The organism is Ketogulonicigenium vulgare WSH-001 (genome assembly GCF_000223375.1).
Classification (GTDB): domain Bacteria; phylum Pseudomonadota; class Alphaproteobacteria; order Rhodobacterales; family Rhodobacteraceae; genus Ketogulonicigenium; species Ketogulonicigenium vulgare.
In genome coordinates, this window is record NC_017384.1 from 984,057 (window position 1) to 997,237 (window position 13,181).

The following is a 13,181-nucleotide window of genomic DNA, read 5'->3' on the forward strand; positions in this document are numbered from 1 at the left end:
TTACACAGCCTTCAACTTAGACGGGCAGCACTTGGTCGCTGACGGTGACCGTCACGCGATGGGCGATGTCACTGGCCGAGGTGCCGATGCGCAGCTCGTAATCGCCGCCCGCGACGATCCACGACTGGGTGGCGACGTCGAAATAGGCGAAATCGCGCGGCTTTAGCGGGATCAAAACCTCGCCCGTCGTGCCGGGCGTCAAAGCGATTTTGCCAAAGCCTTTCAGCTCGGACACAGGCCGCTCTACCGGCGCGGCAAGGGGTGCAATGTAAAGCTGTACCACCTCGCTGCCCGTTCGCGCGCCGGTGTTTTCGACCGCGATACGCAGCGCGCCCTGCCCCTCGCCGTCCAGATCGACCATCGGCAGGCCAAGGCTGAAATCGGTATAGGACAGGCCGTGGCCAAACGGGAACAGCGGCGCGATGCCCTGCTGTTCGTGATAGCGATAGCCGATGAACAGCCCCTCTGTATACACGACATGGCCGTCGCGACCCGGATAGGTGCTGTCGTCATTGCCGCCCAGCGTCGGCGTGTCGCGCAGACCTTTGGGGAAGCTTTGCGGCAGTTTGCCACCGGGATAACCCGCGCCGCTGATCACATCGGCCAGCGCAAGGCCCGCCTCTTGCCCCGGATACCAGCCTTGCAACACGGCATCGACCTGATCGAGCCACGGCATTTCAACGGGACCGCCGCTTTGCAGCACGACGATGGTCTTTTTGGCGCGCGCGGCGACGGCGGCGACCAGCGCATCCTGTGCGCCGGGCAAGGCCATGCCGGGCAGATCCCAGCCTTCGGTATCCCATTCCTCGGAACGTCCGATGCACAGGATGGTAACATCCGCCTCAGCGGCAAGATCAGCCGCCTCGGCAATCGCGGCTTCGGTTTTCACGATGCCGACGCCGACCTGATAAGCGTGGAAATGCAGATCAAAGGTCGGTTTGGTTGCGAATTCAAAGACCACCTCGACGGGCGTACCCGCTTGCAGCGTGAGATCGGCGATGACGGGATCGCAGCCCTCTTCGAACATGGTGCTGCCGCGCGTCCAGCTGTCCCAAGCCTCGACAACTTCGGCGCCGTTCACCAGCAGACGCCCGCGTCCGGTGCAATGCAGGCCAAAGCGGTAAGTGCCTGTTTCAGCAGGCGTAAAGCTGCCGCTGATACGGATCGAGTGATCCAGCTTGTCGACACCTTTGGGCAGATATTCAAGGAAGCTGGCCATGCTGGCATCGCTGTCGCTGTAGATCGGCGCGCCCGAAAGCGTGTCATTGCCGAACCATTCGCGGGTAAAACTGCCGCGCAGGATCGGCTCGAACCGGTGATTGGTGCAGCCCTCGGCATAGCTGAGGTTATCTGCGCCAAAGGCCTCGAGCATACCGTCCCACAGGCTGGTGCGACGATAGGCGTTCACGCCGGCCGAGCCGCCGCCCATGACACGCGCGGCTTTGGCATTGGGGCCGATGATGGCGATTTTCGGGGTGCCGGTCACCGGCAGCGCCGCGCCGTCGTTCTTCAGCAGCACGGCAGCGGCGGCCCCCACTTTGCGGATCAGGGCGCGGGTGCTGTCGCGCTCATTCTCGACCTCGGTGCGGGGCGCAGTCTCGTCAATCGCGCCGGTACGGATCACGAGGGTCAGGATATTCAGCGCCGCGGTGCGCACAGCATCCGCGCTGACCTCGCCTGCCGCCACCGCATCCAGCAGCGCCTGCCCGCGCCAGCGCGAGGGGCCGGGCATTTCCAGATCAAGACCAGCGTTCACCGGCGCTGTGGTATTGCGCAGGCCGAACCAGTCGGACATAACCGCGCCGTCAAAGCCCCATTGTTTGCGCAGCACATCTGTCAAAGTCCATTCGTTATCAGCAGCATAGGTGCCATTGACCCGGTTATAGGACGACATTACAGCCCAAGCGCCACCCTCTTTCACCGCGCGCTCGAACGGGACGAAATAGAGCTCGCGCAGCGTGCGTTCATCGACGTCCGACGAATTCACCGTGCGGCGGATCTCGCTTTCATTCGCGATGAAGTGTTTCAGCGTCGCGCCGACCTGTTTGCTTTGCAGCCCCTCGACCATCGCAATCGCCAGTTCGGCAGTCAGGATCGGGTCTTCGGAATAGCATTCAAAGTTGCGCCCGTTCAGCGGCCCGCGTTGCAGGTTGATCGTCGGGCCCAGCAGCACGCGCGCGCCTTTGTCCAGCGCCTCATCGGCCAGCGCACTGCCCAGCTCGCGCGCAAGCTCGGGCGACCAGCTTGCGCCGATGGAAATGCCGACGGGAAAGGCGGTGGTCTTGGTGCCGCCCATAATGCCGCCCGCACCGCGCGCGCCGCTGGGGCCATCGGTCACGCCAAGCGCGCCAATGCCAAGTTCGGGAAACCCCTGCAGGTTCCACCAATCGGTGCCGGTCAGCAATTGCACCTGCTGTTCCAGCGACAGTTGATCGACCAAAGTTTCTGCACGTGTTTTAATCATGGCGAGGCCAGTTCAAAATAGGGCCACGCCAATTTTCATAGGCCTTGGCAATTGAAAATACTTTCAGATCTTCAAACCGAGACGCGACGATTTGCAACCCGATGGGCATGCCGGTGGACGAATAGCCGCAGTTGATCGAAGCGGCAGGCTGCTCGCCCATGTTCCACGGCACGGTGAAGCAAATATGTTCAAAGGGCTTTGCGGGATCGTTGGTGGGCGAGGCCCAATCCGCCGGATAGCTGACATTGGGGTTCACCGGCGACAGGATGATATCCACCTTTTGGAACACCTCGACCGAGGTGCGGCGCATCTCGAACGTCTGGTCAAAGCCGCGTGCCACATCGACGGCACGGGCATCGCCGCCGTTTTTCGCCCAGTCATAGATATAGGGCAGGACGAGCGCCCGCTTTTCAGGCGAAAGCAATTCCATCTTGCCCCAAAAGCGCGCGCGCCATGCAACATCAAGGCCGTCCAGCATCTCGCGCGTCAGCACGGGGGCGACGGGGATGATCTCGGCCCCATGCGCGGCGAACAGATCGGCGGCAGCCTGCACGGCGGCGATCACCTCGGGTTCGGCGTCGATACCGCAGCCCGCATCCAGCATCAGGCCGATTTTGAGCCCCCGCACATCGGCGGCTGGCACGTCCCAATCCAGCGCCTCATAGGGCAGCGAGGTCGCGTCGCGCCAATCGGGACGCGTGACGGTCGGCATGACAAAAGCCGCATCATCCACCGTCGGTGTCATCGGCCCGGCGCAGCGGCCAGTCATATAGGGGTCGATCGGCATCCGGCCCAGCGATGGCTTGAACCCAAAGAGGCCCGTCCAACCCGCAGGCAGGCGCACCGAGCCACCGATATCGGTGCCGATATGCAAGGGGCCATAGCCCGCAGCCGCCGCAGCCGCCGCACCCGCGGACGAGCCGCCGGTGTTTTCACTCAGCTTCCACGGGTTGCGGCTGAGTTGGTGAAATGTCGACAGGCCAGAGGACAGCATGCCGTAATCGGGACAAGTGGTTTTCGCAAAAATGATCGCGCCGTCTTCTTTTAGGCGGGCTGCGGTCGGCGCGTCCTCGGTCGCGGGCACCAGATCGACGGCAGCGGTGCCCAGCGGGATCGGATCGCCCTTGGTCGCAATCAATTCCTTGACTGAAATCGGCATCCCGTCCAGACGGCCCATCGGTGCCCCGGCCATATAGCGCGCCTCGGCGGCGCGGGCGGCGGCGAGCGATTCCTCGGGCTTAAAGGCGTAAAGCGCGCCAACCTTTGGCTCGGACGCCTCGACCCTCGTGATCAGCGCCTGCATATATTCAACGGGGGAAAGCTGCTTGTTCGTGAAAGCGGCAATCGTTTCACGGGCCGTTTTGTCTAGAATTTCACTCATGTCACTCTGTCCAATGTGCGCGAGGTCACGCCTGACGGCGGGATTTGCGTCCAATCACTTCCAATGTCGGCTCGGCGGCCAAAAGGCGCTGGGTATAGGCCTGCTGCGGCGCGTCCAGCACGGCGCGGGCAAGGCCGGTCTCGACCAGCTTGCCATGCTGCATGACGGCGACCTCGTCGCAAATTTCGTCAACAACACCAATGTTATGCGTGATGAACATGACAGCGATGCCATGTTCATCGCGCAGGCGCAGGATCAGTTCGAGGATCTGTTTTTGCACCGTCAGATCCAGTGCGGAGGTCGCCTCATCCGCGACCAGCAGGCGCGGTTTGGTGATCAGCGCGCGGGCGATGGCGATACGCTGGCGCTGGCCGCCCGAAAATTCATGCGGAAAGCGCGAGACGTCTTTGCCAGACAGGCCCACATCCTCAAGCAGCGCGGCCACCATCTCGCGCCGCGCGGCACCTTTGGGCGCGCGGGGATCAAGATGCAGGGGCTCGGCCACGATCCGGCCCACGTCATGGCGCGGATCGAGCGAGCTATAGGGGTCTTGGAACACCATCTGAAAGTTGCGGCGCGCGGCGCGCAAGGCGGCGGGCGACAGGTCGAACAGGCTTTCGCCCGCGACGGTGACGCGTCCTGCGGTCGGCTTGTCCAGCGCCATGACGATCTTGGCCAGCGTGGACTTGCCCGAGCCGCTTTCGCCCACGACACCCAGAATGCGTCCGGGCGCCAGCGACAAAGACACGTTATCGACCGCCGTAATGGTCGAGGTGCCCAGCACGAATTGCCGCGTCAGGCTGTCGATTTTCAGGATATCATCCATGTTGCACCCCTTGCAGCGAGTTGCGGACGCGGCGCGGCATGGCCGAAATCAGTTTGCGGGTATAATCGTGGCTGGGCGCGCGCAACACGCGGGCGGTCTCGCCCTGCTCGATCGGATCGCCGCGATACATGACCAAGGTGCGGTCGGCGATACGGCCAATGACGCCCAAATCATGCGAGATGAGGATCAGCGAAATCCCAAGGTCCGTCACCAGATCATCCAGAATATCAAGCACTTCGGCCTGGACGGTCACATCCAGCGCAGTGGTCGGCTCGTCCGCGATCAGCAGCTCGGGCTGCAGCGCAAGGGCGATGGCAATGCCGACGCGCTGGCGTTGACCGCCCGACATTTCATGCGGGAAACTGTCGATCCGCTCGGAGGCACGGGGAATTTGCACCATGTTCAGCAGGCGCAGCGCCTCGGCCCGCGCCGCGGATTTGGACAGGCCCTTGTGCAGGATCAGCCCCTCGGCGATCTGATCGCCAACGCGCATGGCGGGGTTCAGAGCGGTCATCGGCTCTTGAAAGATCATGCCGATCTTGCGGCCGCGCAGCGCGCACATCCGCTTTTCGGGCAGCGTCAGGATATCCTCGCCCTCCAGCAGAATCTTGCCGCTGGTGCGGGCGGTGCGGGGCAGCAGGCCCATCGTCGCCAGCGACAACACGGATTTTCCCGAGCCGCTTTCGCCAACGATGCCAAGGGTTTCGCCCTTTTCCAGGTCAAAGCTGATGCCGTGCACCACTTCGACAGGCGCGCCGCGTTCGCGGGCAAAGGCCACGCGCAGGTCTTGAACGGATAGCATCATGATGCTTGGCTCCTTCGCGGGTCGGTCAGATCACGCAGCCCATCGCCCAGCAGGTTCAGGCCCAGAACGGCGATACAGATGGCAAGGCCGGGGGCCAGCACCAGATGCGGCGCGGTGCTGATATAGGTCTGCGATTCAAACAGCATACGTCCCCAGCTGGGTGTCGGGGGGGCGACGCTCATGCCCAGATAGCTAAGGCCGGCTTCAGACAGGATGCCAAGGCCGGTCTGGATGGCCAGTTGCACGATCAACTGCGCGGAAATATTCGGCAAGATATGCTGCGCAGTGATCAGCACCGGGCCTTTGCCGGCCATACGCGCCGCTTGCACGAAATCGCGCGACCAGATTTGCAGCGCCGCGCCGCGGGTGATGCGGGCGAAAACCGGCACCATGAACAGGCCAATGGCGATGATCGCCGTGCGCGGCCCGCCGCCCAGCAGCGCGCCCAGCAAGATCGCCGACAGGATCGGCGGAAAGGCGAACAGCACGCCATTCACCGCCATGACAAAGCGGTCGAACGCGCCGCCGACAGCCGCAGCCGCGACGCCGATGATTGTGCCAATCGTGCTGCCGACCAGCGTCGCCAGAAACGCGATCCCCAGCGAGGTAAACGCCCCCGCCATGATGATCGAGAACACATCGCGCCCGATCTGATCGGTGCCCAAAAGGCCCGAGACGCCCGGCCCTTTCATGCGTTGTGTGATATTCATCGCGGTCGGATCGCCCGGCGTCCAGAATTGGCTGACAATCGCCGCGCCAACGAGCGTTCCGGTAATCACCCCGCCGATAATCAGTGAGAGTGGGATCTTCTTCATAGGCGGCCCTTCAGGCGGGGGTCGATCACCGCGTAAAGCGCATCGACGACAGTATTTGCGACCAGCACGATCAGGGCGAACAGCAGGATGACGTTCTGCACCACGATCAGGTCACGCTGCGACAGCGATTGATAGGCCAAGGTGCCAAGGCCCGGCAGGGTGAACACGTTTTCGACCAGCACCGCGCCCGAGATCAGGAACGGGATCTGCAGGCCCAGCATGGTGATGATCGGCAGCAGCGCGTTCGGCACAGCATGGCGCCACAGGGCGCGCGCGCGGCTGAGGCCCTTGGCGCGGGCAGTGCGGACGAAATCCTCGTTCACCACCTCGATCACCGAGGAGCGCGTCACGCGGGTCAGCACGGCGGATTGCGGGATGGCAAGCGCCACGGCGGGCAGGATCAGCGCGTTGATCGCAGGCCAGAACCCCGCACCCCAGCCGGGAAAACCACCCGATGAGAACAGCCCCAGCCCCAGCGCAACGCCGAGGATCAGCAGCAGGCCGACCCAAAAGTTCGGCACAGCGATCCCGATCTGGGAATAAAGCGAGGCCAGATTATCAACCGCGCCGCCGGGGCGGTTTGCGGCCCAAACCCCCAGCGGCAGTGCGATCACCAGCGACATCGCGGTCGCCAATACGGCCAGCGGCACGGTGACTTTCAACCGCTCGCCGATCAGATCGGCCACAGGTGTTTGATAGATATACGAATTTCCAAGGTTGCCTTGCAGAACGCCGGTCAACCACCCAAGATATCGGGTCATGAAGGGTTGATCGAGACCCAGCTCGGCCCGCAGCGCGGCCAGCGTATCGGGGGCCGCGTTCATGCCCAGCATGATCGTCGCTGCATCACCCGGCGCAGCTTCGATCAGCGCAAAAATGACAAAGGAGGAAATGGCCAGCACAAGTATCAAACCCAATACTTGTCTGACGGCCCTATGAAGTCGTGGCATAGAGGGGACTTTCAGTCTTGCCGCAGGCCTTGGCCGCGGCGGGATTGGGCGGGCTAAACGCCCGCCCCTATTGGGTTATTCCGCCCAGCGGACGTCGGTCATGTCGTTCGACGGCACGGGACCATTTTCCCATACGCCTTCCAGACCCGCGCTCCAGACACCCAGTTTGGGGTTGGAATACAGGAACAGCGCAGGCACAGTGCTGGCGATGATTTCCTGCGCGGCCTGATAGCCTTCGGCACGGGCCTCGGGCGTGGTGGCGGCTGATATGGCGGCGATGGTCGCGTCGAAATTGGCATCCTCATAGTTGAAGTAATAAGGATGGCGGGCGTAGATATTGATATCCAGCGGCTCGGCATGGCCGATGATGGTCATGTCAAAATCGCGGCCGGTCATCACCTGCGTCACCCAAGCCGAGGGGAAATCAGCGATTTCGATATTGGCGGTAACGCCAACCTGCTGGAAGAAGGCCTGCATGATTTCAGCCGAGCGCTGCGCATAGGTGCGGTTCGGCACGGTAAAGGTAAAGGTGAAGCCGTCGCCATAGCCGGCCTCGGCCAGCAGCGCCTTGGCGCCTTCGGGATCATAGGTGTATACACCGGTCAGATCCTCATAAAACGGGCTGGCGGGCGAGAAATGCGCACCGATCGGCGTGCCAAGGCCCGAGGTCACAACCTCGACCAATGCGCTGCGATCAATCGACATCATCAGCGCCTGACGGACGCGGGCGTCGTCAAAGGGCGGACGGGCGTTGTTCATGCCTGCGACAACTTCCATCTCGCCTGCGCCGGCATGGGCGGTGAAATTGGCGTCGCTGGTGAATTGGGCAAACAGCTCGGGCGCGCCAAGCTCGGCAATGACATTGGCCTGACCCGAACGCAGCGCCGCAACCTGCGCCTGCGGATCGGCGATAAAGCGCGCGGTCACGGTATCGAGCGCAGGCCGCCCACCCCAATAGCCGTCAAAAGCCGACATGATCACGCGGTCGCCCATGCGCCATTCATCCACCTTGAACGGGCCGGTGCCCACAGGTGCGGTGGCATTGGTCGCAGCCGAGGTCGGCTCGACAATCACAGCCGCCGGAAAGCCCAGCCAATAGAGCAGGTCCGAGTTCGGCGCCGACAGCGTCATGGTCAGCGTGCTGTCATCGACAACATCGACGCTGGTGACGGCGGCATAAAGCGCCTTTTGACCATTGGTCGAATCCGGCCCCAGCAGCTTGTCAAAGCTGAATTTGGCGACATTGGCGTCGAAAGCCGCGCCATTGTGATAGGTGACGCCGTCGCGCAGGTGGAAGGTATAGGTCAGACCGTCTTCGGAAATCTCCCAGCTTTCAGCCAGTTGCGGCTGGATTTCCGCGTTGCGGTCGATGGTCACCAGACCTTCGAACACGTTCTGCCAGGTGACCTGACCTGCGGCCACGGGGGAATCTTGGGTCGGGTCAAGGCCGGTCGGCTCGACCGGCTGGATGAAGGTGACCTCGCCCGCCGCAAGCGCAGCAAAAGGCGCGGCGGCACATAATGCGGCGACGGACACGGACTTGGCCAAATGGCGCAGTGCGAATGGCATTATGAATTCCTTTATTTTTATATGTCGACCCTGTTGGCATTTTTTGCCAGACGATACTGCTAGTAAATCCCAGTTTTCGGTGCTTTGAAATCTGAAATAATGTGTCTAGGGTGCAACGGAAATCGTAGCACTAAACTTGGACGGCCCAGCGTGGATATCGACGCGATTGATCTTTTCAACGAATTGGCCCGTTCCGGCTCGATCCGGCAGACCGCCGAGCTCATGGGCATGTCACCCACCGCCGTTGTCCGCCAGATCGACAAGCTGGAACATGAATTTGGCGCGACCTTGCTGGAACGCACGCCGCGCGGTGTGCGTCTGACGGCGGCGGGCGAGGTTCTGGTCGCAGGCTCGCGCGAGATTTCGCGGGAACTGCGCGTGATGCAGCAGCGCATTGATGACCTGAAGGGGCTCAGGCGCGGCAATGTCTCGGTGCATGTCAATGGCGCGGCGCTCAGCTCGATCCTTGCGCCTGCGCTGTATGAATTCTCGCATAAATACCCGACGATCAGCGTCGAGGTCTCGGTCACCTCGGCGCAAGGTGCGCTGGATGCGGTGGCGGGGGGCGTAACTGACCTTGCGATGACCATGTTCGCCCCCATCGACCGGCGCATCGTGAACCGGTTCAAAATGGCCGTGCGGCACGAGCCGATCATGGCCCCCGACCACCCGCTGGCCGTGCGCGATGTGATTGGTATCGACGATATTATGGGCCATCGCCTTGCCCTGCCCGACCGCAATTTCGGTGTCCGGCGCGCCTTTGATGCCCGTTTGCGGGCGCATGGCATTGACGCACGCGAAACAGGCTTTACGACATCCTCGCTGGAGCTGCAAAAGGAACTCGCCATGCGCGGCGCGGCGGTGCTGATCCTGCCGCAAATGGCGGTGCAGCGCGAGATTGACGACGGCCGCCTTGTCGCGCGCCCCTTCCAGCCCAAAGACCGGATCGAAACGCTGCTGGAGCTGAGCCATTCGGTGTCGCGCCACCAAAGTCTGGCGGCGCGACGGTTGCTGGAATTTATCGAGGCGTTCTTACGGCGCCATCACCCCTGATCAGCCGAAAACGCGGATCAGCGCGGAATCGACGGCGGCGGTCAGCTCGTCAATCTGATCGGCGGTGATGATCAGGGCGGGCGCGAAACACAGCACATTGTTCAGGCCCGGCACTGAACGGTTCGAGGCACCGATAATTACGCCCTGTTTTGCGCATTCGGCGACGACCGCGCCCATTTGCGCCTCGGTCACCGGCGTTTTCGCCGCGCGGTCGCTGACCAGTTCCGCGCCGCAGAACAGGCCCTTGCCGCGTACATCGCCGATCACCGCGTGCTTTTCCATCAGCGCGTTCAGATTGGCGATCAGCCGCGCACCCATTTTGGTGGTGTTCTCCAGCAGGCCTTCGCGCTCGATAATATCCATATTGACCAGCGCAGCGGCGGGGCCAGCGGTGCAGCCGCCAAAGGTCGAGATGTCGCGGAAGTGGTTCAGGATATCCGCCGGATCATCCTTGAACATCTCGAACACCTCTTCGGTGGTGACGCAGCAGGCAATCGCCGCATAGCCCGAGGCCAGACCCTTGGCCATGGTCACGAAATCGGGCTTGATGCCGTAGTGCTGATAGCCGAACCATTCACCCGTGCGGCCGATGCCGCAGACCACTTCGTCGATATGCAGCAGGATGTCGTATTTCTTGCAGATCGCCTGCACGGCGTCCCAATAGCCTTCGGGCGGGGTGATGACGCCGCCGCCAGCGGTCACCGGCTCGAGGCACAGTGCACCAACCGTCTCGGGGCCTTCGCGCAGGATGACTTCCTCGATCGCGGCGGCGGCGCGTTTGCCATAGGCCTCGCCCGTCAGATCCCATTGCGCGCGATATTCCATGCAATGGGGCACGCGGATGAAATCGGGCGCCATCGGGCCATATTGTTCATTGCGCTGGTCCTGCCCGCCCGCCGACATAGTGGCCATAGTGCCGCCGTGATAGTCGCGGTCGCGATACAGGATCTTGGTCTTTTTGCCGCCGTATTTTTTATGGGCGATCTGGCGGACCATTTTGAACGCCTTTTCATTCGCCTCGGAGCCCGAGTTGCAATAGTAGACGCGGCTCATGCCGGGCATCTTCTCGATCAGACGCTCGGCGAACAAAGCGCCGGGGATCGTGCCGGCAGAACCTGCAAAATAGTTCAGTTTCACAACGGCATCGCGAATGGCATCGCCGATCTCGGTGCGGCCATAGCCGACGTTTACCGTCCACACCGCACCCGACACAGCGTCCAGAAAGCGGGTGCCGTGCTGGTCCCAGACATGGATGCCCTGCCCCTCGACGATGATGCGCGGCTCGCCCACCTCATAGGGTTTATGCTGGGTCAGGTGGTGCCACACATGCGCCTTGTCGGCGCTGACGACATGCGAGAGATCGTTGCTCATGATTGCCTCTGTTGGATTTGTGGCGCTAGTTCGTCACGGATCACGGGCGCGAACAAGCCTTTATCTGATCAGGGTAAGCCATTGAAATACAGCAGGTGATCTGGCAGTGTTTGGATATATCGAACAACACTAACAGCGGGACTGCAATGGATCAGTTGGATATCGGCGGCAGGCTGCGGGCGCTGCGCATGGCGCGCGGCCTGTCGCAGCGCGTGCTGGCCAAGCGTGTGGGCGTGCCGAACTCCACCATTTCGCTGATTGAATCGGGGCGCGCCAACCCCTCGGTCGGGTCGCTGAAACGCATTCTGGACGGGCTGCCGATCGGCATGGCGGAATTCTTTGCCTTTGACCCCGAAGCGCAGCGGCAGGTGTTCTTTGCCGCCGAAGAGCTGCGCGAGATCGGGCGCGGCAAGATATCGTTCCGGCAGGTCGGTGACGGCGGCGCAGGCCGCGCCCTGCAGATGCTGCGCGAGGTGTATCAGCCCGGCGCCGATACCGGCAAAGTCCCCCTGACCCATGCGGGCGAAGAAGTCGGGATCATCCTGTACGGCCGGCTAGAGGTCACTGTCGACGGGCAAAAGAAACTGCTCGGCCCCGGTGACGCCTATGCCTTTGACAGCACCTTGCCACACCGCTTTCGCAATCCCGGCGCGCAGCCCTGCGAAGTGGTCAGCGCCTGCACGCCACCGACGTTCTAGTGTCACGATTTTCGTGTCACTGTGATACCGGATTGTGATCTGTTATGATCTGACCTTACGTGATCATCTGACGCCATAATCAAATCAAAACAGGGAATTGGATATGGATCGCAGAAGTTTTGGCGCCGCAATGGTCGGCCTTGGCGCTGCAGGTGCCACGATGCTGCACAGCACCTCGGCCAGCGCGCAAGACAGTTTGCCGTCGCTGATGGCGGGCTGCATCACCGATGTACCGGGCATCAAACTGGGTCACGCGCTGATGGAGGGTCGCCCCACCGGCTGTTCGGTCATCCTGTGCGAGGAAGGCGCCCGCGCCGGTGTCGACGTGCGCGGCTCGGCCCCCGGCACGCGCGAGACGGATCTGCTTAATCCAACCAATATGGTGGATACGGTCAATGCGATCCTGCTGTCGGGCGGCTCGGCGTACGGCCTCGATGCGGCGGGCGGCGTCATGCGCTGGCTTGAGGAACGCGGCATGGGCCATAACGTCGGGCGCGGCGTGGTGCCGATTGTGCCGGCTGCGATCCTGTTCGACCTGGGTGTTGGCGATTTCGCGATCCGGCCGGATGCGGCGGCGGGCTATGCGGCTTGCGATGCGGCCACCGATCAGCCTTCGGCCAATGGCAATGTGGGCGCAGGCGCGGGTGCGACCATCGGCAAGATGTTCCGCGGATCTTCGATGAAAGGCGGCCTCGGCACGGCCAGCTATACCGTACCTGGCACCAATATTGTCGTGGCGGCGATTGTTGCGGTAAACGCGGTTGGCGATGTGATCGACCCGCGCACCGGCCAAATCGTTGCCGGTGCCTTGACCGAGGACCGCAGCGCCTTCCGCAATACCGAGCAGCAGATCCTGGCCGGTCATAACGTCATCACCTCTAGCGGGCAGAATACCACGATCGGTGCGGTCGTGACCAACGCACCCTTTACCAAGACCGAGATGACAAAGATCGCCGAAATGGCGCATGACGGCTTTGCCCGTGCGATCAGCCCGATCCACACGATGTCGGACGGCGATACGATTTTCGGCCTCTCGACCGGCAAATCGGATGGCGTGACCGCCAGTGTGACCGCGATCGGGACAATTGGCGCTGTGGTCATGTCACATGCGATTGTCCGCGCGGTCATGGCCGCCGAAAGCCTGACCGACCCAGACATCCCCGCCTATCGCGATATCGCCCATAGCACACCGCTGTAAGCGGCCATAAACCGCGCATGGGGCGGCGCCGCGCTAGGCATAGCGCGAAAG

Annotated in this window: 11 protein-coding genes; 3 read left to right on the forward strand and 8 right to left on the reverse strand. The window is 62.4% G+C overall.

Annotation, left to right across the window (positions count from 1 at the left end):
* Positions 1–16: 16 nt before the first annotated feature.
* The 7 genes from KVU_RS04900 to KVU_RS04930 all read right to left on the reverse strand — a co-directional run bounded on the left by KVU_RS04900 (position 17) and on the right by KVU_RS04930 (position 8,810).
* Positions 17–2,464, reverse strand: a complete 2,448-nt coding sequence (locus KVU_RS04900; RefSeq protein WP_013384229.1) for a beta-glucosidase — start codon at positions 2,462–2,464, stop codon at positions 17–19.
* Positions 2,457–3,845 carry an amidase gene (locus KVU_RS04905; protein WP_013384230.1) on the reverse strand — a complete coding sequence of 463 codons (1,389 nt, stop codon included), beginning with the start codon at positions 3,843–3,845 and terminating at the stop codon, positions 2,457–2,459. The genes KVU_RS04900 and KVU_RS04905 overlap by 8 nt, the downstream gene beginning before the upstream one ends.
* Before the next feature lie 25 nt (positions 3,846–3,870).
* Complete coding sequence (locus tag KVU_RS04910; RefSeq protein WP_013384231.1) at positions 3,871–4,671, reverse strand: ATP-binding cassette domain-containing protein; 801 nt, start codon at positions 4,669–4,671, stop codon at positions 3,871–3,873.
* Positions 4,664–5,476, reverse strand: a complete 813-nt coding sequence (locus KVU_RS04915) for an ATP-binding cassette domain-containing protein (protein ID WP_013384232.1) — start codon at positions 5,474–5,476, stop codon at positions 4,664–4,666. The genes KVU_RS04910 and KVU_RS04915 overlap by 8 nt, the downstream gene beginning before the upstream one ends.
* Positions 5,473–6,291 carry an ABC transporter permease gene (locus tag KVU_RS04920; protein WP_013384233.1) on the reverse strand — a complete coding sequence of 273 codons (819 nt, stop codon included), beginning with the start codon at positions 6,289–6,291 and terminating at the stop codon, positions 5,473–5,475. The genes KVU_RS04915 and KVU_RS04920 overlap by 4 nt, the downstream gene beginning before the upstream one ends.
* A complete protein-coding gene (locus KVU_RS04925; RefSeq protein ID WP_044008042.1) occupies positions 6,288–7,241 on the reverse strand; it encodes an ABC transporter permease in 954 nt (317 codons plus the stop codon). Before KVU_RS04925 ends, KVU_RS04920 begins: the two co-directional genes overlap by 4 nt.
* 75 nt (positions 7,242–7,316) lie before the next feature.
* Positions 7,317–8,810 (reverse strand): ABC transporter substrate-binding protein, encoded by a 1,494-nt coding sequence (locus tag KVU_RS04930; protein WP_013384235.1) that lies wholly within the window; start codon positions 8,808–8,810, stop codon positions 7,317–7,319.
* Between the two features lie 150 nt (positions 8,811–8,960).
* Between KVU_RS04930 and KVU_RS04935 the strand changes: the two genes are divergently transcribed.
* Positions 8,961–9,863, forward strand: a complete 903-nt coding sequence (locus tag KVU_RS04935; RefSeq protein WP_013384236.1) for a LysR family transcriptional regulator — start codon at positions 8,961–8,963, stop codon at positions 9,861–9,863.
* Here the strand turns inward: KVU_RS04935 and KVU_RS04940 are convergent, their stop codons facing one another.
* On the reverse strand, positions 9,864–11,234 hold the full coding sequence (locus KVU_RS04940) for an aminotransferase family protein (RefSeq protein WP_014537714.1): 1,371 nt from the start codon (positions 11,232–11,234) through the stop codon (positions 9,864–9,866). It abuts the gene before it with no gap.
* A 146-nt stretch (positions 11,235–11,380) separates the two neighbouring features.
* On the opposite strand from KVU_RS04940, the gene KVU_RS04945 reads away from it, so the two are divergent.
* A complete protein-coding gene (locus KVU_RS04945; RefSeq protein ID WP_013384239.1) occupies positions 11,381–11,932 on the forward strand; it encodes a cupin domain-containing protein in 552 nt (183 codons plus the stop codon).
* 103 nt (positions 11,933–12,035) lie between these two features.
* Complete coding sequence (locus KVU_RS04950) at positions 12,036–13,130, forward strand: P1 family peptidase (protein WP_013384240.1); 1,095 nt, start codon at positions 12,036–12,038, stop codon at positions 13,128–13,130.
* The last annotated feature ends 51 nt before the right edge of the window (positions 13,131–13,181 follow it).

Excerpts from the sequence above, each read along its gene's own strand:
- KVU_RS04945 (WP_013384239.1), top strand. The coding sequence starts at position 11,381 with ATGGATCAGTTGGATATCGGCGGCAGGCTGCGGGCGCTGCGCATGGCG.
- KVU_RS04940 (WP_014537714.1), bottom strand. The coding sequence starts at position 11,234 with ATGAGCAACGATCTCTCGCATGTCGTCAGCGCCGACAAGGCGCATGTG.
- KVU_RS04920 (WP_013384233.1), bottom strand. The coding sequence starts at position 6,291 with ATGAAGAAGATCCCACTCTCACTGATTATCGGCGGGGTGATTACCGGA.
- KVU_RS04900 (WP_013384229.1), bottom strand. The coding sequence starts at position 2,464 with ATGATTAAAACACGTGCAGAAACTTTGGTCGATCAACTGTCGCTGGAA.
- KVU_RS04910 (WP_013384231.1), bottom strand. The coding sequence starts at position 4,671 with ATGGATGATATCCTGAAAATCGACAGCCTGACGCGGCAATTCGTGCTG.
- KVU_RS04925 (WP_044008042.1), bottom strand. The coding sequence starts at position 7,241 with ATGCCACGACTTCATAGGGCCGTCAGACAAGTATTGGGTTTGATACTT.
- KVU_RS04930 (WP_013384235.1), bottom strand. The coding sequence starts at position 8,810 with ATGCCATTCGCACTGCGCCATTTGGCCAAGTCCGTGTCCGTCGCCGCA.
- KVU_RS04915 (WP_013384232.1), bottom strand. The coding sequence starts at position 5,476 with ATGATGCTATCCGTTCAAGACCTGCGCGTGGCCTTTGCCCGCGAACGC.
- KVU_RS04950 (WP_013384240.1), top strand. The coding sequence starts at position 12,036 with ATGGATCGCAGAAGTTTTGGCGCCGCAATGGTCGGCCTTGGCGCTGCA.
- KVU_RS04905 (WP_013384230.1), bottom strand. The coding sequence starts at position 3,845 with ATGAGTGAAATTCTAGACAAAACGGCCCGTGAAACGATTGCCGCTTTC.